The following is a 20,059-nucleotide window of genomic DNA, read 5'->3' as shown; positions in this document are numbered from 1 at the left end:
GGCCGCGGATCGGCGATCCGCGGCCGTTCCCGTTTCCCAGGCCAAGAGCGAGGCAGGTCCGCCCGATGCGGTGTCCCTATTGCGGCGGCTCCGACACGCAGGTGAAGGATTCGCGCCCGAGCGAGGACGGCGCAGCGATCCGCCGCCGCCGCGTCTGCCCCGATTGCGCCGGCCGCTTCACCACCTTCGAGCGGGTGCAGCTGCGCGAGGTCACGGTGCTCAAGCGCTCGGGCAAGCGCGTCCCCTTCGACCGCGACAAGCTGCAGCGCTCGATCGACGTGGCGCTGCGCAAGCGCCCGGTCGACCCGGAGCGGATCGAGCGTCTCGTCAGCGGCATCACCCGCCAGCTCGAGAGCGGCGGCGAGGCCGAGGTCACCAGCGAGGCGATCGGCGAATTGGTGATGGAGGGCCTGAAAGGTCTCGACGACGTCGCCTATGTGCGCTTCGCCTCCGTCTACAAGAACTTCCGCGAGGCCAAGGATTTCGAGGACCTGCTCGGGACCCTCGGGCCGGCGGCCGGCCACGCGAATCCCGAGGTCGCGCCGCGGCGCAAGGCGCGGGGACGCCCGTGAGCGACGAGACCCGCTTCATGCGCCTCGCCCTGGCGCTCGGGCGGCGCAATCTCGGGCGCACCTGGCCGAACCCCTCCGTCGGCGCCGTCGTGGTGGCGGGGCCGCCCGGGCAGGAGCGCATCGTCGGCCAGGGCGCGACGGCGCCGGGCGGCCGGCCGCATGCGGAGACCGAGGCCCTGGCGATGGCCGGCGCGGCGGCGCGCGGCGCGACGCTCTACGTCACCCTGGAGCCCTGCTCGCATCACGGCCGCACGCCGCCCTGCACCGACGCGATCCTCGCCGCGGGGCTCGCGCGGGTCGTGACGGCGATCGCGGATCCGGATCCCCGCGTCGCCGGGCGCGGCCACGGCCTGATCGAGGCCGCCGGCCTCGCGCTGACGACCGGGATGCTCCGCGCGGAAGCCGCGCGCGATCATCTCGGCCATGTCCTGCGCGTCACCGAGGGGCGCCCGGCGGTGAGCCTCAAGCTCGCCCGCACCCAGGATGGCTTCGCGGCGGGCACCCCCCGGGATCGCCTGCGCATCACCGGCGCCGTCGCGGACGGGGCCGTGCACCTGTGGCGGATGCATGCCGACGCCATCATGGTGGGCATCGGAACGGCGCGCGCCGACGACCCCGCCCTCACCGTGCGGCTGCCGGGCCTGTCGGGGCGCTCGCCGCTGCGCGTCATCCTGGATTCGCACCTGCGCCTGCAGCCGTCGAGCGCCCTGGTGCGGGCGGCCCACGACGTGCCGACCCTCGTGATCACCACCCGCGCCGCGCCCGCCCATGCCCGGCGCACGCTGACGACCTTCGGGGTCGAGGTGGCCGGCGTCGCGGCCGACCCCGCCGGCCGCGTCGACCTGAGGAGCGCCCTGGCCCTCCTCGCCGAACGCGGCATCACCCGCCTCTGCAGCGAGGGCGGGCCCTACCTGGCCGACGCGCTGGCGGCGGCCGATCTCGTCGATACCTGCACGCTGATCACCGGCCCGGCCGCCCTCGGCCATGCCGACGGGCTGCCCGCCCTCGGCCCGCGCCTCGCGCTGGCGATCGAGAGCGGCCATCTTCGCGCGGTCGAGAGCCTCGTCCTCGGCCCCGACCGCGCCGTCACCTACGAGCGGAGCCATCCATGTTCACCGGTCTCGTCTCCGACATCGGAACCGTCCTCGGCGTCAGCGGCGACGCGCGCCTGCGACGGCTGATGATCCGCTCGCATTACGACCCGGCCTCGATCGCCCTCGGGGCCTCGATCGCCTGTTCGGGCCCCTGCCTCACGGCGGTCTCGGTCGAGCCGGATGAGGGCGGCGCGGTCTTCGCCGTCGACGCGGCGGCCGAGACCCTGGCGCGCACCACGGTCGGATCCTGGCGCGAGGGCACCCGCCTCAACCTCGAGCGCTCCCTCAGGATCGGCGACGAGCTCGGCGGCCACCTCGTCACCGGCCATGTCGACGGCCTCGCCGAGATCGTCGTCCGGGAGCCCGTCACCGGCGGGGAGGGGGATTGGGGGGCGAGCGAGCGCTTCACCCTGCGGGCGCCGGGCGACCTCGCGCGCTTCATTGCCCAGAAGGGCTCGGTCTGCCTCGACGGCACCTCGCTCACCGTGAACAGCGTGGAGGGCGACCTGTTCTCCGTCCTGCTGATCCCGCATACCCTCGCGGTCACCACCTGGGGCGAGCGCCGCGAGGGCGACCGCCTCAACCTCGAAGTGGACCTGATTGCCCGCTACGCCGCGCGCCTCAGCGAGAGCCGGGCCGCATTCGAGGCGGGTTGAGGCCCGCGCGTCCCGCGCTTGTGGTGCACCGGCCTTCCGGGCTAGTGCTCGCCACCCGTGATCCGCGCGCCTCCGGCGCCGAAGCACCCGCGACCCGGGCACGAGGGCGCCGGCGAAGACCGGCCGAGACGGGCGGAAACGCGGCCAGGATCGACCACATTCGGCACGCTTGCATCCACGAAGGCCACGATGGTTTCGACGACATCCGCACCCCGCCGCGACCTCGCGCCGTCACCGGCGCTGAAGGGCGCCCGCGTCCTCGTGGTCGAGGGGCGCTTCTACGACGCGATCGCGGACGCGCTCCTGGCGGGCGCGCAGGCCGCCATCGAGGCGGCCGGCGCGCAGGCCTTCACGGTCACGGTGCCGGGCGCGCTTGAGATCGCGCCCACCATCGCGATCCTGGTCGAGGCCGCCGAGCGCGCGGGCGAGCCCTACGACGCGGTGGTCGCGCTCGGCTGCGTCATCCGGGGCGAGACCGGCCATTACGACATCGTCGCGGGCGAGAGCGCGCGGGCCCTGATGGACCTGTCGGTGACGCAGCGCCTGCCGCTCGGCAACGGCATCCTGACCGTCGAGACCGAGGCGCAGGCGCTCGCCCGTGCCCGGGTCGCGGAGATGAACAAGGGCGGCGGGGCGGCCGAGGCGGCGCTCGCCGTGCTCGCCCTGAAGCGGGCGGCCTCGGCCGCACCCGTCGGGGAGGTTTAAAGCCATGAGCAAGCTCAACGAGCGCAGTGGCGCCCGCCTCGCGGTGGTGCAGGCCCTCTACGAGATGGAGATCTCCGGCAAGGGCGTCCTCGACGCGCTGGCCGAGTTCGAGGCTTTCTGGATCGGCCAGGAGGTCGACGGCGTCGTCCATCCGGCGGCGGACGCGTCCTTCTTCCGCGACCTCCTGCGGGGCGCCGTCGAGGAGCAGCGCGCCATCGACCCGCAGGTCGACCGCGCCCTGTCGCAGGGCTGGCCGCTCAAGCGCCTGGAGGCTGTGCTCCGCGCCATCCTGCGGGCCGGCACCTACGAGCTGATGTTCCGCCGCGACGTGCCGGCCCGGTCTGCGATCTCCGAATATGTCGACGTCGCCCACAGCTTCTACACCGGGGACGAGCCGGGCCTCGTGAACGCCGTCCTCGACAAGGTCGCGCGGGAGGTGCGCCCCTCCGAGCTCGCCCTGCCGGACGCCAAGCGCGGGTGAGCGCGCGGGTGGAGGCCGGCGGGCGCCTGACCGAGGACGCCCTGATCGCGCGCTACTTCGCGCCGCTCGCAGGCGCCGGCGCCGACGCCCTGCGGGACGATGCCGCCACCCTGACCCCGAGCCCCGGCCACGACCTCGTCCTCACCGCCGACGCGATCGTGGCGGGCGTGCATTACTTCCCGGAGGACCCGCCCGCCTCGATCGCCCGCAAGGCGCTCGGGGTGAACCTCTCGGACCTCGCCGCCAAGGGCGCGCTGCCCCGCGGGTTTCTCCTCACCCTGGCCCTGCCGCCCGACTGGACCGAGGCCTGGCTCGAAGGCCTCGCCGACGGGCTCCGGGAGGCCTCCGAGGCCTTCGGCTGCCCGCTCCTCGGCGGCGACACGGTCCGGGCGGCGGGCCCGGCGCTCCTCGGCATCACGGCGCTCGGCGAGGTGCCGGCGGGCCGCATGGTGCGGCGCCCGACCGCGCAGGCCGGCGACCGGATCTGCGTCACCGGCACCATCGGGGACGCGGCGCTGGGCCTCGCCCTGCGCCTCACGCCTGAGGCGCCCTGGGCCGTGGCCCTCACGGAGGCCGAGCGGGCCCACCTCCTCGACCGCTACCTGCATCCGCGGCCGCGCCTCGCCTTGGCGCCGGCCCTGCGCCGCTTCGCCAGCGCCGCCATGGACGTCTCGGACGGCCTCGTGGGCGATCTCGCCAAGATGCTGCGCGGCGCCGGGCGCGGGGCCGGCGTGAGCTTAGCCGCGATCCCACTCTCGCCCGCCGCCGCGAGCGCCGTCGCGGCCGCGCCCGGCCTCCTCGACACCGCGTTTACCGGCGGCGACGATTACGAGATCCTCTGCACCGTCCCGCCCGGGCAACTCGACGCCTTCCGGGGCGAGGCGCTGGAGGCCGGCATCGCCGTCGCGGTGATCGGCAGCGTCGAGGCCGAGGCCGGCGCGCCGGTCTTCTCCACCGAGGACGGGGCGCCCCGCGCCTTCGCGTCCGGATCCTTCAGCCACTTCTGAGACCGGTCCTCAGCGGGCCGGATCGGGCGGTTTGGCGCCGCCGATATGCGCCACGCTCTCGGGAGGCAGGCCGAGCTGGACGCGCACGTCGTCCATCAGCCGTTGCGCCACGATCGGCATCCACAAGGCGAGGTCGGCCTGGGTCAGGCCCGCCCGCATCGGGGCCTCGTCGCGCGTCCGCGGCGTCGAGAAGGAGCGCTGCAGGACGCGCAGCAGGTCGGCCTGGACCTCCGGCGGCTGCGCGTTGAGGCGCTCGGCCACCAGGAACTGCACCGCGCTCGTCAGCACCTCGATCGTGGCGGCCAGCTTCGCGACTTGGTCGCTGCTGCTCATGGGCTTCAGTCTCCGCGCTCGGACGCCGACCCGTCCTAACCCATTTTCGCCCGCGATGGCGCCGGGGGCCGAGAGAAAGCCGGCCCCCGCGCGGCCCGGCGGCGCACAGGTTAGGGGGATGTCGTGGCGGCAACTCTATTGCGTCCACCCGAATTATCGCGTCTCCTCGGCGGACCGATACTCGCTGTTTGCTGCATTGCAGCACTACAGGATGTTCGAAACGGTACGCGGTGTTTGCGCTGAGCCGTGAAGTTTGGCAATCAGGGCACGCACTTCCGGGGAGAAGTGAACACCCGAGCGTTCGTCCCAGGGCCCTTCCGGCCAAGCTCGGTCACAAGAAGCTCAACGCCAGGCACAGAACCAAGGACGGTAGAATGACCGCATTGCTGCTGATTATCCTGGGCGGGCTCTGCGCCGTCGCCTACGGAATCGTCACGATCAACGACGTGATGAAACGCGACGCCGGGACACAGCGCATGCAGGAGATCGCGGGGGCGATCGCCGAGGGCGCGCAGGCCTATCTGCGCCGCCAATATGCGACCATCGGGATCGTGGGCGTGATCCTGTTCGTCGCGCTCGCCTATTTCCTCGGGGTGAAGGTCGCCGTCGGCTTCCTCATCGGCGCGGTGCTCTCGGGCGTGGCCGGCTTCATCGGCATGAACGTCTCGGTGCGCGCCAATGTCCGCACCGCGCAGGCCGCCTCGACCTCGCTGGGCGGCGGCCTCGAGGTCGCCTTCAAGTCCGGCGCCGTCACCGGCATGCTGGTGGCCGGCCTCGCGCTGCTCGGCGTCGCCCTCTACTACACCTACCTGACCCGCTTCGCCGGCCTCGCGCCCGCGAGCCGCGAAGTCATCGACGCGCTGGTGGCGCTCGGCTTCGGCGCCTCGCTGATCTCGATCTTCGCCCGTCTCGGCGGCGGCATCTTCACCAAGGGCGCGGATGTCGGCGGCGACCTCGTCGGCAAGGTCGAGGCCGGGATCCCGGAGGATGACCCGCGCAACCCCGCCACCATCGCGGACAATGTCGGCGACAATGTCGGCGACTGCGCCGGCATGGCGGCCGACCTGTTCGAGACCTACGCGGTGACCATCGTGGCCACCATGGTGCTCGCCGCGATCTTCTTCGCCGGGCAGACCGACGTCGACGGGCGCAACGTGCTGGAGGCGATGCTGCTCTATCCCCTGGCCATCGGCTCGGCCTGCATCCTCACCTCCATCGCCGGCACCTACGCGGTCCGGCTCGGCGCCAACCAGTCGATCATGGGCGCGCTCTACAAGGGCCTGATCACGGCGGGCGTGCTCTCGGTCGGCGCCATCGCCCTCGTGAACGTCCTGATGTTCGGCGGCCTGTCCACCGCCTTCAAGACCAATACCGGCGTCAGCTTCACCTCGGGCGGCCTCCTCGGCTGCGCCGTGATCGGCCTCGTCATCACCGCCCTGATCGTGGTGATCACCGAGTACTACACCGGCACGAACTTCCGGCCGGTCAAGTCGATCGCCACCGCCTCCGTCACGGGCCACGGCACCAACGTGATCCAGGGGCTCGCGATCTCCCTCGAATCCACCGCGCTGCCGGCCCTCGTCATCGTGGCGGGCATCATCGCCACCTACGCGCTCGCGGGCCTGTTCGGCATCGCCATCGCGGTCACCGCCATGCTGGCGCTCGCGGGCTTCATCGTGGCCCTCGACGCCTTCGGGCCGGTCACCGACAACGCGGGCGGCATCGCCGAGATGGCGGGCCTCCCGCCCGAGGTCCGCAAGTCGACGGACGCCCTCGACGCGGTCGGCAACACCACCAAGGCGGTCACCAAGGGCTACGCCATCGGCTCGGCGGGCCTCGGCGCGCTGGTCCTCTTCGCCGCCTACACCTCGGACCTCGACTACTTCATCCGCAATGCGAGCCCGACTCAGTACCGCTTCTTCCAGGGCGTCACGGTCGATTTCTCGCTCTCGAACCCCTACGTCGTCGTCGGCCTGCTCCTCGGCGGCCTGATCCCGTTCCTGTTCGGCGGCATGGCGATGACCGCGGTCGGCCGGGCGGCCGGCGCCGTGGTCGAGGAGGTGCGCCGCCAGTTCCGCGAGAAGCCCGGCATCATGCAGGGGACCGACCGGCCCGATTACGGCCGGGCCGTCGACATGCTGACCCGGGCCGCCATCAAGGAGATGGTGGTGCCCTCGCTGCTGCCGGTGCTCTCGCCGATCGTGCTGTTCTTCGTCATGCAGGCGATCGCGGGCCGGAGCCAGGCCTTCGCGACGGTGGGCGCCATGCTGCTCGGCGTCATCATCACGGGCCTCTATGTCGCCATCTCGATGACCTCGGGCGGCGGCGCCTGGGACAACGCCAAGAAGTACATCGAGGACGGTCATTTCGGCGGCAAGGGCTCGGAGGCCCACAAGGCGGCCGTGACCGGCGACACGGTCGGCGACCCCTACAAGGACACGGCGGGCCCCGCCGTGAACCCGGCGATCAAGATCACCAACATCATCGCCCTGCTGCTGCTGGCGATCCTGGCGCATAGCTGAGGCGCAACGCAAGCAGGTCTGACGGGCCGGCTCCCCGTGCGGGGAGCCGGCCCTTTTTCGTGCCGCCCGAGCGCCCTGACCCTGCGCGGCTCGGGGGCTGTCTCCGCGCCCGATCGAATGACCGGGCGGCATGTGCGCGGGCGCACGGTCGCGGCGGCACCGCCTGATAGGCCGCCCTGGCAAGCCGGGGATCGGCGCCCAGATGAAGGGCACCGACAGCCGCCGGCGAGGCCGGCGCCCTGCGTCCCGATGCGGCGCGCCGCCGCCCAACCACGAGACCTTCATGCCCTCATTGTTCGATCCGATCCGCGTCGGCGCCATCGAGGCGCCGAACCGCATCTTCATGGCGCCGCTGACCCGGGGCCGCGCCACCCGGGCGCATGTCCCGACGCCGATCATGGCCGAGTACTACGCCCAGCGCGCCGGCGCCGGCCTGATCCTGAGCGAGGCGACCGGCATCAGCCAGGAAGGGCTCGGCTGGCCCTTCGCGCCGGGCATCTGGTCGGACGAGCAGGTCGAGGCCTGGAAGCCGGTGGTGAAGGCGGTGCACGATGCGGGCGGCCGCATCGTCTGCCAGCTCTGGCATATGGGCCGGATCGTCCATCCCGATTTCCTCGGCGGCGCCAAGCCGATCTCCGCCTCCGCCACCACGGCGCCGGACGCGGCCCACACCTATGCGGGCAAGCAGCCCTACGCCGAGGCCCGCGCGCTACCGGTCGAGGAGATCCCGCGGCTGCTCGGCGATTACGAGCGTGCGACCCGCAACGCCCTGGCGGCCGGCTTCGACGGCGTCCAGATTCACGCGGCGAACGGCTACCTGATCGACCAGTTCCTGCGCGATGGCTCCAACCACCGCACCGACGCCTATGGCGGCGCGGTCGAGAACCGCATCCGGCTCCTCACCGAGGTGACGCGGGCGGTCGCGGGCGTCGCGGGCCCGGATCGCACCGGCGTGCGCCTGTCGCCGAACGGCGCCATCCAGGGCGTGGACGATTCCGATCCGAACACCCTGTTCGGCGCGGCGGCCGAGGCGCTGGGCCGCATCGGCATCGCCTTCCTGGAACTGCGCGAGCCGGGCCCCAACGGCACCTTCGGCAAGGCCAACCACCCCCCGGTCGCCCCCGTGATGAAGAAGGCCTTCGGCGGGCCGCTGATCCTCAACTCGGATTACGACGGGCGCAGCGCCCAGGCCGCGCTCGAAGCCGGCCATGCCGACGCGATCGCGTTCGGGCGCACCTACCTGGCAAATCCCGACCTGCCCGAGCGCCTCGCCGAGGATGCGCCCCTGAACAAGGACGTGCAGACGACGTGGTACAGCCAGGGCCCCGAGGGCTACGTCGATTATCCGACGCTGTCCGAATTCAAGGCCGCCTGAAAGGTGGCGCGCCGGTGCCGGGCTTTCTGCCCGCATCGGCGCGTCCCGGCCCGTCGATCAGGCCCGTGCGAAAAGTCTAGGGTTGCTGCCTGATAAACGTTCTGGTTGTAACAATTTCAGAAAATCCAACCTCATCGGCATATTGCTGCGCAAATTGCGCATAATCCAGGCATCCGGTCCTCGTGCCTCTGTACTGAGGGCGGTGCGGCACCTATGTGACCGGCATTGCCTGAGGATCAGCCCTGTTTGAAACCGACCGCGCCCGGCGCTTCTGCGACGACGGAATGGACCGATGCGGAGCGGCTCGCCGAGCTGCGTGATCTCAACGTCCTCGACAGCCCGATCGACCCCGCCTACGACGACCTCGCGCGCATCGCCGCCCTCGTCTGCCAGACCCCGATCGCCCTCGTCAGCTTCGTCGACGAGGCCCGTCAATGGTTCAAGAGCGCGATCGGCTTCGGCGCTTCCGAGACCCCCCTCAACCAATCGATCTGCGCCCACGTGCTCACCCAGGATGACCTCCTGGTGATCCCGGACCTCACCGCCGATCCGCGCACCGCCGGCAATCGCCTGGTGACGGAGGAGCCGCGGATCCGCTTTTACGCGGGCGCGGTGATCCGGAGCGGGGCCGGCATTCCCCTCGGCTCCCTCTGCGTGATCGACCGGGAGGTGCGCCCCGCAGGCCTCACGGCGGCGCAGGGCGCGACCCTGCAGGCGCTGGCCCGCCAGCTCTCGAGCCTGCTGGAGCACCGGCGCAGCCTCGACCGGATCGCCCAGAGGGAATCCGAGCTCGCGGCCAGCGAGCGGCGCTTCCGCGTGATGACCGCGGCCATGCCGCAGATGGTCTGGACCACGCGGCCGGACGGCTACCACGATTATTACAATGACCGCTGGTACGAGTTCACCGGCGTGCCCTACGGCTCGACCGACGGCGAGGCCTGGAACGGGATGTTCCACGCCGACGACCAGGAGCGGGCCTGGGCGCGCTGGCGGCACAGCCTCGCCACGGGGGAGCCCTACGAGGTCGAGTACCGCCTGCGCCATCACACCGGCATCTATCGCTGGACGCTCGGACGGGCCATGCCGATCCGCGATGCCGAGGGCCGGATCGAGCGCTGGTTCGGCACCTGCACGGATATCGAGGAGCTGAAACAGGCCGAGGCCGAGGCGCGCAAGCTCGCCGCCGTGGTGGAGACCTCGAAGGATTTCATCGGCCTCACCGACGAGGCCGGCCACGTCGTCCACCTCAACGAGGCGGCGCTGCGCCTCGTCGGCCTGCCCGACCTCGCCGCGGCGCGCGCGACCCTGATCTCCGACTACTTCACCCCCGAGAGCCGGCGCCTCGTCGAGGCGGTGGTGCTGCCGAGCGTGCGCCGGTCCGGCTGGTGAGAGGGCGAGCTCGCCTTCCGGCATTTCGGCACCGGCGAGGCGATCGCGGTGCTCTACAACATCTTCCCGCTGCGCGACGCCACCGGCGCGCCCGCGGGCTTCGCCACGGTGACCCGCGACCTGCGCGAGAGCAAGCGCGCCGAGGAGGCGCGCGACCTGCTGATCCGCGAATTGTCGCACCGCATCAAGAACATCTTCGCGGTGGTCGGCGGCATCGCGGCCCTGACGGCCCGGAGCGATCCGGCCGCGCGGCCCTTCGCCGAGGCCTTCCGCGAGCGCCTCGGGGCGCTCGCCCAGGCGCACGAATATGTCCGGCCGCACTCCCCCGAGAGCGCCCCGGCGGTCGAGGGCCAGACCGTGCTCGGCCTGATGCGGCTGATCATGGCGGCCTATGTCCAGGAAGGGCGCGAGCGCGTCGTGATCGCGGGCGACGACACGCCGATCGGCGAGCGCACCGCCACGGCGCTGGCGCTCATCATGCACGAGCAGGCCACGAACGCCGTGAAATATGGCGGCCTCTCGCGGGAGGCCGGCCAGGTCTCCCTCCTCGGCCGGGCCGAGGGCGGGCATTACGACCTCACCTGGGCCGAATCCGGCGGCCCGCCCATCACGCAGGTTCCGGCGCGGCGCGGCTTCGGCACGGTGCTGGCCGAGCGCAGCGTCGCGGGCCAGCTCGACGGCACCCTGGAGCACGATTGGGCACCGGGGGGCCTCGTGATGCACCTGCGCGTGCCGCTCGCGAACCTCGGCTTCTAGCCGGCGCATGAGCGGTTCCGCGCCAGATCCCGGATCGGCCCCGGGCGCGCCGCCCTATCGCCTCGTCATCCTGGATTTCGACGGGACGCTCGCCGACACCTTCCCGTGGTTTTGCGCCGTCATCAACGACGTGGCCGACCGCTACGGCTTCCGCCGCGTCGCCGCGCACGAAACCGAGGCCCTGCGCGGGCTCGGCGCCCAGGCGATCATCGCGCAGCTCGGGGTGCCGCGCTGGAAGCTCCCCGCCATCGCCCGCCACATGCACGGCCTCGCCGCCCGCGACATCGCGCAGGTGCGGCTGTTTCCCGGGATCGACGCGACGCTCGCGGCCCTGGAGGCGGGCGGCATGCCGCTGGCGGTGGTCAGCTCGAACACCGAGGCCAATATCCGCCGGGCGCTCGGGCCCCGGAATGCCGCCCGGATCGGGGCATTCGCCTGCGGGGCCTCGCTGTTCGGCAAGGCGCGGCGCCTGCGCGCGGTGATCCGCAGGGCCGGGCTCGCGCCGGACGCGGTGCTCAGCGTCGGCGACGAGATCCGGGACGCGGAGGCGGCGACCGAGGTCGGCTGCGGCTTCGGGGCGGTGGCATGGGGCTATACCCGCGCCGACGCGCTGGCGGCGCTCGAACCCGCTCATCTCTTCACTGCGCCGGCCGAGATCGCCGAGGTTGCGCTCGGGGCGGCGTGGCGCCCCGGCGCGCCGCCTTGGGCGCGGGAGCCGGTCTGAGGCGGGCGGCTCCGGGAGCCGCCCGGCGCTCGATTACAGGCCGCGATTGGCGCCCGGCACGTTGCTCTGGCCGGAGCCGAAGGGCTCGTAGCGGGTCAGGCCGCGGAAGAGCTGGCTGAGGAAGGCCCGGTCGGCGCCGCTCGTCGGCGTGGTGCGCTCGATGAAGTCGAACACCCTGCCGTCCTGCAGGCCGTAGAGGGCCACGCGCTCGACCTTGAAGCCGGCGTTGAAATACACCGCCGTCACCTTCTGGTCCTCGACCTGCTCGCCGAGGAACAGCACCGTGCGGCGCGTGTTCTGGGTGATGTAGTACCAGGATTTGTTGCCGACCGTGGAGACCGTCGAGGGCGAGCCGAGGATCTGCAGCACCTGCTCGGCGCTCATGCCGGGCTTGACGGTGGCGAGGGCGGCCTGATCGATCTGGTAGCCGTGGCGCAGGTCTTCACCGATGCAGCCGGAGATGCCGACGCCCACGAGGCCGATCACGGCGAGACGAGCGAGCGACGAGACGAGACGGCGCGACATCGGCCCCCCTTGATCTTGTTGCGAAACCAGACGCGTTTGCGGCACCCGGTCGGGAGCGCCGCGGGGGCGCTTGCACCTTGGCCGTGGGTTGCCGTACCGCGGGGTTATGGTTTTGACAAGGCAAGCACGGCCACACCCGGGACGGGACGCACAGGGCGCGCGTTGGGGCACCCGCGGGCGCTCCCGGACGAGCTCGGGCAGGGACCGGCGCGCCGGCATGGCGGGGACAGCATGATCGGCCGGTTCTTTCGCCGCAACGACGCGCGCCGCCGCGCCGTCGAGGCCCTGCACCTGCGCATCAACGACGCCTCGCGCCAGCCCGCGCTCTACACCGCGCTCGGCGTGCCGGACAGCGTCGAGGGCCGCTTCGAGTGCCTGTGCCTGCACGTCATCCTGATCTTGCGGCGCCTCAAGCAGCTGCCCGCACCGGCGGCCGACGTGGCGCAGGACCTCGTGAACTCGGTCTTCCTCCAGCTCGACGCATCCCTGCGCGAGCTCGGCGTCGGTGATTTCGGGGTGCCCAAGCGCATGAAGAAGCTCGGCGCCGCCTTCTACGGCCGCGCCGCCGGCTACGAGGCCGCCCTCGATGCCGGCGACCGGGGAGCGCTCGCGGCGGTGCTCGCCCGTAACGTGCTCGGGCGCGAGGACCCCGATGCGGCGCGGGGTCTCGCCGCTTATGTGACGGCGAGCGACGCGGCGCTCGCGCAGGGCGACCTCGACCGCTTGCTCGGCCCCGGCCCGATCTTCCCGGATCCGGCCCAACATGGAGATGGCGCATGACCCGAGACGCCAGCATCGGCCCGCTCTCGCGGCCCATGAACGTGGAGCGATTGCCGCAGGGGCGCGGCGTGGTCACGGTGGAGGCGACCCAGGCCGAGTGCGATGCCCTCGCGAGGGATTTCCGCATCCCGGGTATTCGCGGCCTCGTCGGCCGTTTCGACCTCTCGGGCTCCCTCAGCCAGCTCCTCGTCACCGGCACCGTCGAGGCGACGGTGACGCAGGTCTGCACCGTGAGCCTCGAACCCTTCGAGGCAATGGTCTCGGAGCCCGTCGAGGTCGCGTTCACGAACACCGACCAGCTCGCCGGCACGGATGCGGAGGATGTCGAGGTGCCCGACCCGATCGTGGGCGGCCGCATCGATTTCGGCGTGCTCACCGCCGAGTTCCTGGCGCTCGGCCTCGATCCCTATCCGCGCAAGCCCGGCATTAGCTACGAGCCGACGCAGGCGGGCGCCGACATCAAGCCCTTCGACGACCTCCGGCGCCTGCGCTCCGACGAGGCCTGAGGCATCTGCGCCGGGTCGCGGCCGGGTCGCGGCCGGGTCGGCACACAGAATTCGTTTGCCCGACGGGCCTGGATCGCTATTTTCCGCCCCGCCGGGCGGGGGTCCACGCACCATTCTGGGCCGCGGGCCGGCAGCCCTTCGCTCAGAGGCCGCGACGCGAACATTATGTCTCAACGGGTGTGCATCTCGCTCGACGCCATGGGCGGCGACCACGGGCCGTCGACTGTCGTGCCGGGCGCAGGCCTCGCCCGCGAGCGCCATCCCGACATGACCTTCCTGCTGTTCGGGGACGAGGCGATCCTGGCGCCCCTCGTGGCGGCCGAGCCGCGCCTCAAGGGCGCCGTCGAGATCCGCCACACCACGGTCGCCATCGCGATGGACGACAAGCCGAGTCAGGCGGTGCGCCAGGGCCGCGGCAAGTCATCCATGTGGCAGGCGATCCAGGCGGTGCGCGACGGGCAGGCCGACGCCGCGGTCTCGGCCGGCAATACCGGCGCCCTGATGGCGATGTCGAAGATCTGCCTCAAGACGATGTCGGGCATCGAGCGCCCGGCGATCGCCTGCCTGTGGCCCACCGTGCGCGGCGAGAGCGTCGTGCTGGATGTCGGCGCCACCATCGGGACGGATGCCGAGCATCTCGTCGAGATGGCCGTGATGGGGGCCGCCATGGCCCGGATCGTGTTCGACCTCGACCGCCCGACGGTGGGGCTCCTCAATGTCGGCACCGAGGAGATGAAGGGCAACGAGGCCGTGAAGGAGGCCGCCCGGCTCCTGCGCGAGCTCGAACTCGCGAATTTCGCCTATCACGGCTTCGTCGAGGGCACCGATCTCGGCCGCGGCACCGTCGACGTGGTGGTGACGGAGGGCTTCACCGGCAACATCGCCCTCAAGACCGCCGAGGGCACCGCCAAGCAGATCGGCGCCTATCTGCGCGCGGCCATGAGCCGGACGCTGTCGGCCAGGATCGGCTATTTCTTCGCCCGCCAGGCCTTCGAGGCCTTGCGCGAGAAGATGAATCCGAGCCGGGCCAATGGCGGCGTGTTCCTGGGCCTCGAGGGCATCGTCATCAAGAGCCACGGCTCGGAGAATGCGCAAGGCTTCGCGGCCGCGATCGACCTTGCCCATGACATGGCCCGACACGACCTGATGCGGACCATCCGCGACATGCTCGACCAGACGCCCGCCGTGGTCTCGGCCTGAGGCCCGCGGGGGAAGGATCACCATGGTAGCCTTGCGTTCCGTCATCGTCGGCTGCGGCTCGAGCCTCCCGGCCCGGGTCGTGACGAATGACGACCTCGCCCAGCGCGTCGAGACCTCGGATGACTGGATCGTCCAGCGCACCGGCATCCGCCAGCGCTACCTCGCCGACGCGAGCGAGACCACCTCGGTCCTCGGCATCCGCGCCTGCCGGGCGGCCCTCGACGATGCGGGGCTCGGGCCCGAGGATATCGACCTCGTCATCTGCGCCACCTCGACGCCGGACCACACCTTCCCGTCGACCGCGACCCAGATCCAGGCCGGGCTCGGCATCCACCAGGGCGCGGCCTTCGACCTCCAGGCGGTCTGCGCCGGCTTCGTCTACGGGGTCGCCACCGCCGACAAGTTCCTGACGACGGGCAGCGCCCGGCGCGCCCTCGTGGTCGGCGCCGAGACCTTCTCGCGGATCCTCGACTGGGAGGATCGGACCACCTGCGTGCTGTTCGGCGACGGCGCCGGCGCCATCGTGCTGGAGGCCCGCGAGGCGGCCGGCACCCGCGACGACCGCGGCGTCCTGACTGCGAGCCTGCGCTCGGACGGGCGCCACCGCGAGAAGCTCTACGTCGATGGCGGGCCGGGCTCGACCGGCACCACCGGCCATCTGCGCATGACCGGCAAGGAGGTGTTCCGCTTCGCGGTGGGCTCCGTCACGGACGTGATCGCGGATGCCTTCCGGTCCTCCGGCACCACCGCCGACGAGCTCGACTGGTTCGTGCCGCACCAGGCCAACCGCCGGATCATCGAGGCCTCGGCCGACAAGCTCGGCATCGCCCGCGACAAGGTGGTGCTCACCGTCGACCGGCACGGCAACACCTCGGCGGCCTCGATCCCGCTGGCCCTCGACGTCGCCCGCAAGGACGGCCGCATCCAGGAGGGCGACCTCGTGATGATCGAGGCGATCGGCGGCGGCTTCACCTGGGGCGCCGCCCTGATCCGCTGGTGATGCGCCGGGCCCTCCCGGCCATTTTCCCGAAACCATGCCGGGGCCCGCGGTTGACCCCGGCATGAACGCGGATTAGCGTGGCGGATCATAGAGATACGCAACAATCGTCGAATCGCCGAGGGGGCAAACGCATGTCAGGGAAGACGGTCACACGCGCCGATCTGAGCGAGGCCGTCTACCAGCAGGTCGGACTCTCGCGGACGGAATCCGCGGCCCTCGTCGAGACCGTGCTGTCCGAGATCTGTGCCTGCCTGTCGCAGGGCGAGACCGTGAAGCTGTCCTCGTTCGGCTCCTTCGTGGTGCGCAGCAAGGGCAAGCGCGTCGGCCGCAACCCGAAGACCGGCGTCGAGGTGGCGATCGAGCCGCGCCAGGTCATGGTGTTCAAGCCCTCGAACGTCCTCAAGGCCCGCATCAACGGCCTCAACGGTGCGGGTCCCCACGACGATTCCGACGACTGAGCCGATCGCCGGGCCGCGCGCCCGGCGCCCCGGCTTCCTGAACCCCGTCCAGCCCCCGGCCGCCGTCGCCGGAGCACCTCGAGGAGGGCCCGACCATGTCGCTCGCAGCCATGACCGATGGGCCGCCCGAGGATGACCGCGCCGGCCCCGAGAAGCGCCCGGGCGCCTTCCGGACCATCAGCGAGGTGGCCGAGGATCTCGACGTGCCCCAGCACGTCCTGCGCTTCTGGGAGACGCGGTTCTCGCAGATCCGCCCGGTGAAGCGGGCGGGCGGGCGCCGCTATTACCGCCCCGAGGATGTCGACCTCCTGCGCGGCGTGCGCCACCTGCTCCACGGCCAGGGCTACACGATCAAGGGCGCCCAGCGCATCCTCAAGGAGAGCGGCGCGCGCTTCGTCCAGGCGGTCGGGCGCGGCGAGGCCGACGTGGCGGCGCCGCAGGCCCAGGAGGTCGAGGCGGAGGCCGGCGCCGGGCTGCCGGAACCCGGCGCGTTCCTGGCCGAGACCGGCCGCGCCGCGATCGAGGCGGCCCTGGCCGAGCTCTATGCCTGCCGCAGCGCCCTCGCGGCCCTGCGGGCGCCCCCGGAGGCTTGAGGGGCGCATCCCGCAAGCCCTTGCGGGCGCGGCGCCTTTTCCGGTTGTCCACCGCGATCTCCGTGCAATTTCCGATCGAACTTTGCGGTGGGATCGGCGTTACCGGCGCATGAGCGCGCCCCGCCAGCCGATGTCGCCCACCCAGGAGCTGATCAGCCGCGTGATGCGGATCGTCCGGATCTGTCCGGACGCGGCCGCCGAGGTGCTGGAATTGATGTTCCTGGTCAGCCAGATCGAGGCCCTGACGAGCGTCGATAGCGAGTACCGCGACGCCCGGCGGGTGATCAGCCGGCTGCGCAGCCCCCTCTGGGACATGGGCCCTGCCGATCGCGACACCCTGCTCCAGGCGGCCGAGACCATCCGCAAGGCCTGCCGCCTCAAGGAGGCCGACATCCCGGTGACGCCGATCTCCGACATCGGCGAGCGGGCGCGGATCGAGCGCAAGCTCGCTGCGGTGCTGGCGGGCGAGTTCAACGCGGCCCAGATCGCCCGGATCACCGGGGCGGTGGCCGCCGCGCTCCAGGAATAGGCGGGCGGGCCTCGACGGCGACGCTGGCGATCCCCACATCGAGGGGGCCAGCGATCCAGTCCGCCGGGGTCGGCGGGAGGTCGCCTCAGCCAGGAGAACCCGCTTCATGACAGCCGTCCGCCCGCTCGTCGCGCTCGTCGCCGGCAGCCTTCTCGCGGTCGCGCCCGCCCTGGCGCAGACCACGATCACGAAGAGCGAGACCGCCGCGAGCGGTAAGTCGGTCCGCCTCGCCATCGTGCCGAACCTGAAGAAGGATTGCTCGGCCGGGCCGATGCCGGAATTCCGCATCACCGTGGCGCCCAAGAACGGCGCGACGATCAACAAGGTCGGCAAGCAGAAGACCCCCGCGACCTATCGCTGCCCCAACAAGGAGGTCGCCGTGCAGGGTCTGTTCTACCAGAGCAAGGACGGCTTCACCGGATCGGACGAGGTGACGTTCGAGATCAAGACCTCGGATGGCCAAGTTCAGACCCAGAACATCAAGATCACGGTCGGGGCCGCACCCGCGAAGAAGGACGGGGATGCCAAGAAGGACAGCACGGATCTCTGATCCGAGGCCGTGAGACGCCGGCCGTGCACAGTTCTTCGGCGACGCTGCACTTCGGGTGGCGCCCAGAACGGCACGGCCGACAGAACCGAGTTTTGAGGGAACGGAGACGGATCGGGCGATGTGATCGCGGGACCTGTTGCACGCATCACACGCCCGAATGGCCTGTTGACCGCACTGCGACAAAAGCGGGCCTGTCAGTTGCATCCGAGGCGAGACAGGATGAAGCTGTCTCCGTCGTGGAAGGGGTTATCGAATGCCGTTGCAGTCGACGAACGACCTGTTTCAGAGCTTCGCCAGAGGGTACGAGGCTCGGCGCGACGCGGAGATGAGCCTCTCCGAGTTCCTCGATGCCTGCCGCGACGAGCCGCTGATGTATGCGAGCGCGGCCGAGCGCATCCTCGACGCCATCGGCAAGCCGGAATTCGTCGACACCTCGAAGGACGCCCGCCTCGGCCGCGTCTTCATGAACCGGACGATCCGGACCTACCCGGCCTTCTCCGAGTTCTACGGCATGGAGGAGACGATCGAGCGGATCGTCTCGTTCTTCCGCCACGCCGCGCAGGGGCTCGAGGAGCGCAAGCAGATCCTCTACCTCCTCGGCCCGGTCGGCGGCGGCAAGTCGTCGCTCGCCGAGCGCCTGAAGGCCCTGATGGAGGTCCACCCCATCTACGTGCTCAAGGCCGGCAACGAGGTCTCGCCGGTCTTCGAGAGCCCGCTCGGCCTGTTCGACCCCGAGACCATGGGCGAGGAGATCCAGAGCCGCTACGGCATCCCGCGCCGGCGCCTCACTGGGCTGATGAGCCCCTGGGCCCTCAAGCGCCTCGACGAGTTCAACGGCGACATCTCGCGGTTCACGGTGATCAAGGTCAGGCCCTCGCGCCTGCGCCAGATCGGCATCGCCAAGACCGAGCCCGGCGACGAGAACAACCAGGACATCTCGAGCCTCGTCGGCAAGGTCGATATCCGCCGCCTCGAGACCCTGTCCCAGGCCGACCCCGACGCCTACTCGTATTCGGGCGGGCTGAACCGAGCGAACCAGGGCGTCCTCGAATTCGTCGAGATGTTCAAGGCCCCGATCAAGATGCTCCACCCGCTGCTCACGGCGACGCAGGAGGGCAACTATGTCGGCACCGAGAATATCGGCGCGATCCCGTTCACGGGCGTGATCCTGGCCCACTCGAACGAGGCCGAGTGGCAGACCTTCAAGACCAACAAGAACAACGAAGCCTTCATCGACCGCATCTACGTCATCAAGGTGCCCTACTGCCTCCGGGTCACGGAGGAGCAGCGCATCTACGAGAAGCTGGTCTCGGGCTCCGAGCTGGCGCAGGCCGCCTGCGCTCCCGGCACCCTGGAGATGCTGGCCCGGTTCTCGGTCCTGTCGCGCCTGCGCGAGCACGCCAACTCGAACCTGTTCTCCAAGATGCGGGTCTATGACGGGGAGAGCCTCCGGGAGGTCGATCCCCGGGCCCGCTCGATGCAGGAATACAAGGACACGGCCGGGGTCGACGAGGGCATGGACGGGATCTCGACCCGCTTCGCCTTCAAGGTGATGGCCGCGACCTTCAACCACGACACCACCGAGGTCTCGGCCGACCCCGTCCACCTGATGTACGTGCTGGAGCAGGCGCTCCGGCGCGAGCAGCTGCCGCCCGAGACCGAGAAGCGCTACCTCGAATTCATCAAGACCGAGCTGGCCCCGCGCTACGCCGAGTTCATCGGCCACGAGATCCAGAAGGCCTATCTCGAATCCTACCACGATTACGGGCAGAACCTGTTCGACCGCTACATCGACTACGCGGACGCCTGGATCGAGGATCAGGACTTCAAGGATTCCGAGACCGGGCAGCTCCTCAACCGCGAGCTCCTGAACCAGGAGCTCACCAAAATCGAGAAGCCGGCCGGCATCGCGAATCCGAAGGATTTCCGCAACGAGGTCGTCAAGTTCGCGCTGCGCTCGCGGGCTCAGCACGGGGGCCGCAACCCGAGCTGGACGAGCTACGAGAAGCTGCGCGAGGTGATCGAGCGGCGCATGTTCAGCCAGGTCGAGGAACTGCTGCCCGTCATCTCCTTTGGTTCCAAGAAGGACGGCGAGACCGAGAAGAAGCACGGCGAGTTCGTCGAGCGGATGGTCGATCGCGGCTATACCGAGCGTCAGGTGCGCCGCCTCGTCGAGTGGTACATGCGGGTGAAGCAGGCGGGGTGAGCCTCCCCCGCTCCGGGGGAACGGTTTTGGACCCTCCACCGCCACAGTTTCGGGCGATCGGCCGGGAATACTGAACCGGCCGAGACTTGAGGGCGAAG

General features: G+C 70.9%; 20 protein-coding genes and 1 pseudogene. 19 read left to right on the top strand and 2 right to left on the bottom strand.

What is annotated here, in order from left to right; genetic code table 11:
* Positions 1-65: 65 nt before the first annotated feature.
* From nrdR to thiL, 6 genes are all read left to right on the top strand, one after another.
* On the top strand, positions 66-572 hold the full coding sequence (gene nrdR, locus F6X53_RS02535) for a transcriptional regulator NrdR (RefSeq protein ID WP_150996902.1): 507 nt from the start codon (positions 66-68) through the stop codon (positions 570-572).
* Complete coding sequence (ribD, locus tag F6X53_RS02530) at positions 569-1,753, top strand: bifunctional diaminohydroxyphosphoribosylaminopyrimidine deaminase/5-amino-6-(5-phosphoribosylamino)uracil reductase RibD (RefSeq protein ID WP_342353987.1); 1,185 nt, start codon at positions 569-571, stop codon at positions 1,751-1,753. Before nrdR ends, ribD begins: the two co-directional genes overlap by 4 nt.
* Positions 1,681-2,322 carry a riboflavin synthase gene (locus tag F6X53_RS02525; RefSeq protein WP_150996900.1) on the top strand — a complete coding sequence of 214 codons (642 nt, stop codon included), beginning with the start codon at positions 1,681-1,683 and terminating at the stop codon, positions 2,320-2,322. The genes ribD and F6X53_RS02525 overlap by 73 nt, the downstream gene beginning before the upstream one ends.
* 189 nt (positions 2,323-2,511) lie before the next feature.
* Entirely contained in the window at positions 2,512-3,027 is a 516-nt protein-coding gene (gene ribH, locus F6X53_RS02520; RefSeq protein ID WP_150996898.1) for a 6,7-dimethyl-8-ribityllumazine synthase, read from the top strand.
* Positions 3,028-3,031: 4 nt separating this feature from the next.
* The gene (gene nusB, locus F6X53_RS02515; RefSeq protein WP_150996896.1) at positions 3,032-3,508 is read left to right on the top strand and encodes a transcription antitermination factor NusB; all 477 of its coding nucleotides are present in this window, start codon (positions 3,032-3,034) and stop codon (positions 3,506-3,508) included.
* A gap of 8 nt (positions 3,509-3,516) precedes the next feature.
* Positions 3,517-4,515, top strand: coding sequence for a thiamine-phosphate kinase (gene thiL / locus F6X53_RS02510; protein ID WP_150997373.1), 999 nt, complete (start codon positions 3,517-3,519; stop codon positions 4,513-4,515).
* A gap of 9 nt (positions 4,516-4,524) precedes the next feature.
* On the opposite strand, the gene F6X53_RS02505 is transcribed toward thiL, so the two are convergent.
* Positions 4,525-4,848, bottom strand: a complete 324-nt coding sequence (locus F6X53_RS02505) for a hypothetical protein (RefSeq protein ID WP_150996894.1) — start codon at positions 4,846-4,848, stop codon at positions 4,525-4,527.
* Positions 4,849-5,222: 374 nt separating this feature from the next.
* On the opposite strand from F6X53_RS02505, the gene F6X53_RS02500 reads away from it, so the two are divergent.
* From F6X53_RS02500 to F6X53_RS02480, 4 genes and pseudogenes are all read left to right on the top strand, one after another.
* On the top strand, positions 5,223-7,370 hold the full coding sequence (locus tag F6X53_RS02500; protein WP_150996892.1) for a sodium-translocating pyrophosphatase: 2,148 nt from the start codon (positions 5,223-5,225) through the stop codon (positions 7,368-7,370).
* Between the two features lie 283 nt (positions 7,371-7,653).
* Entirely contained in the window at positions 7,654-8,745 is a 1,092-nt protein-coding gene (locus F6X53_RS02495) for an alkene reductase (protein ID WP_150996890.1), read from the top strand.
* A gap of 246 nt (positions 8,746-8,991) precedes the next feature.
* Positions 8,992-10,890: pseudogene (locus tag F6X53_RS34215) on the top strand (PAS domain S-box protein).
* A 7-nt stretch (positions 10,891-10,897) separates the two neighbouring features.
* Positions 10,898-11,614 carry an HAD hydrolase-like protein gene (locus F6X53_RS02480; protein ID WP_150996886.1) on the top strand — a complete coding sequence of 239 codons (717 nt, stop codon included), beginning with the start codon at positions 10,898-10,900 and terminating at the stop codon, positions 11,612-11,614.
* A 33-nt stretch (positions 11,615-11,647) separates the two neighbouring features.
* Here F6X53_RS02480 and F6X53_RS02475 read toward each other — a convergent pair whose 3' ends face one another.
* Positions 11,648-12,139 carry an outer membrane protein assembly factor BamE gene (locus tag F6X53_RS02475; protein WP_150996884.1) on the bottom strand — a complete coding sequence of 164 codons (492 nt, stop codon included), beginning with the start codon at positions 12,137-12,139 and terminating at the stop codon, positions 11,648-11,650.
* 231 nt (positions 12,140-12,370) lie between these two features.
* Here F6X53_RS02475 and F6X53_RS02470 point away from each other — a divergent pair, with 231 nt between their 5' ends.
* The 9 genes from F6X53_RS02470 (at position 12,371) to F6X53_RS02430 (ending at position 19,961) form a co-directional block, all read left to right on the top strand.
* Complete coding sequence (locus tag F6X53_RS02470) at positions 12,371-12,919, top strand: ubiquinol-cytochrome C chaperone family protein (RefSeq protein WP_150996882.1); 549 nt, start codon at positions 12,371-12,373, stop codon at positions 12,917-12,919.
* Positions 12,916-13,425 carry a YceD family protein gene (locus F6X53_RS02465; RefSeq protein ID WP_150996880.1) on the top strand — a complete coding sequence of 170 codons (510 nt, stop codon included), beginning with the start codon at positions 12,916-12,918 and terminating at the stop codon, positions 13,423-13,425. The genes F6X53_RS02470 and F6X53_RS02465 overlap by 4 nt, the downstream gene beginning before the upstream one ends.
* A gap of 165 nt (positions 13,426-13,590) precedes the next feature.
* The gene (plsX, locus tag F6X53_RS02460) at positions 13,591-14,625 is read left to right on the top strand and encodes a phosphate acyltransferase PlsX (RefSeq protein WP_150996878.1); all 1,035 of its coding nucleotides are present in this window, start codon (positions 13,591-13,593) and stop codon (positions 14,623-14,625) included.
* Between the two features lie 22 nt (positions 14,626-14,647).
* Entirely contained in the window at positions 14,648-15,625 is a 978-nt protein-coding gene (locus F6X53_RS02455; protein ID WP_150996876.1) for a beta-ketoacyl-ACP synthase III, read from the top strand.
* Between the two features lie 131 nt (positions 15,626-15,756).
* Entirely contained in the window at positions 15,757-16,083 is a 327-nt protein-coding gene (locus F6X53_RS02450; protein ID WP_150961941.1) for an integration host factor subunit alpha, read from the top strand.
* A gap of 95 nt (positions 16,084-16,178) precedes the next feature.
* Complete coding sequence (locus tag F6X53_RS02445) at positions 16,179-16,676, top strand: MerR family transcriptional regulator (RefSeq protein WP_238297175.1); 498 nt, start codon at positions 16,179-16,181, stop codon at positions 16,674-16,676.
* A 109-nt stretch (positions 16,677-16,785) separates the two neighbouring features.
* Positions 16,786-17,205, top strand: a complete 420-nt coding sequence (locus F6X53_RS02440; RefSeq protein ID WP_150996874.1) for a hypothetical protein — start codon at positions 16,786-16,788, stop codon at positions 17,203-17,205.
* Positions 17,206-17,311: 106 nt separating this feature from the next.
* Positions 17,312-17,755 (top strand): 4-aminobutyrate aminotransferase, encoded by a 444-nt coding sequence (locus F6X53_RS02435; RefSeq protein ID WP_150996872.1) that lies wholly within the window; start codon positions 17,312-17,314, stop codon positions 17,753-17,755.
* 253 nt (positions 17,756-18,008) lie between these two features.
* On the top strand, positions 18,009-19,961 hold the full coding sequence (locus F6X53_RS02430; RefSeq protein WP_150996870.1) for a PrkA family serine protein kinase: 1,953 nt from the start codon (positions 18,009-18,011) through the stop codon (positions 19,959-19,961).
* The last annotated feature ends 98 nt before the right edge of the window (positions 19,962-20,059 follow it).

This window comes from Methylobacterium soli (assembly GCF_008806385.1).
Taxonomy (GTDB): Bacteria; Pseudomonadota; Alphaproteobacteria; order Rhizobiales; family Beijerinckiaceae; genus Methylobacterium; species Methylobacterium soli.
This window is presented reverse-complemented; position numbering and strand designations above follow the sequence as displayed.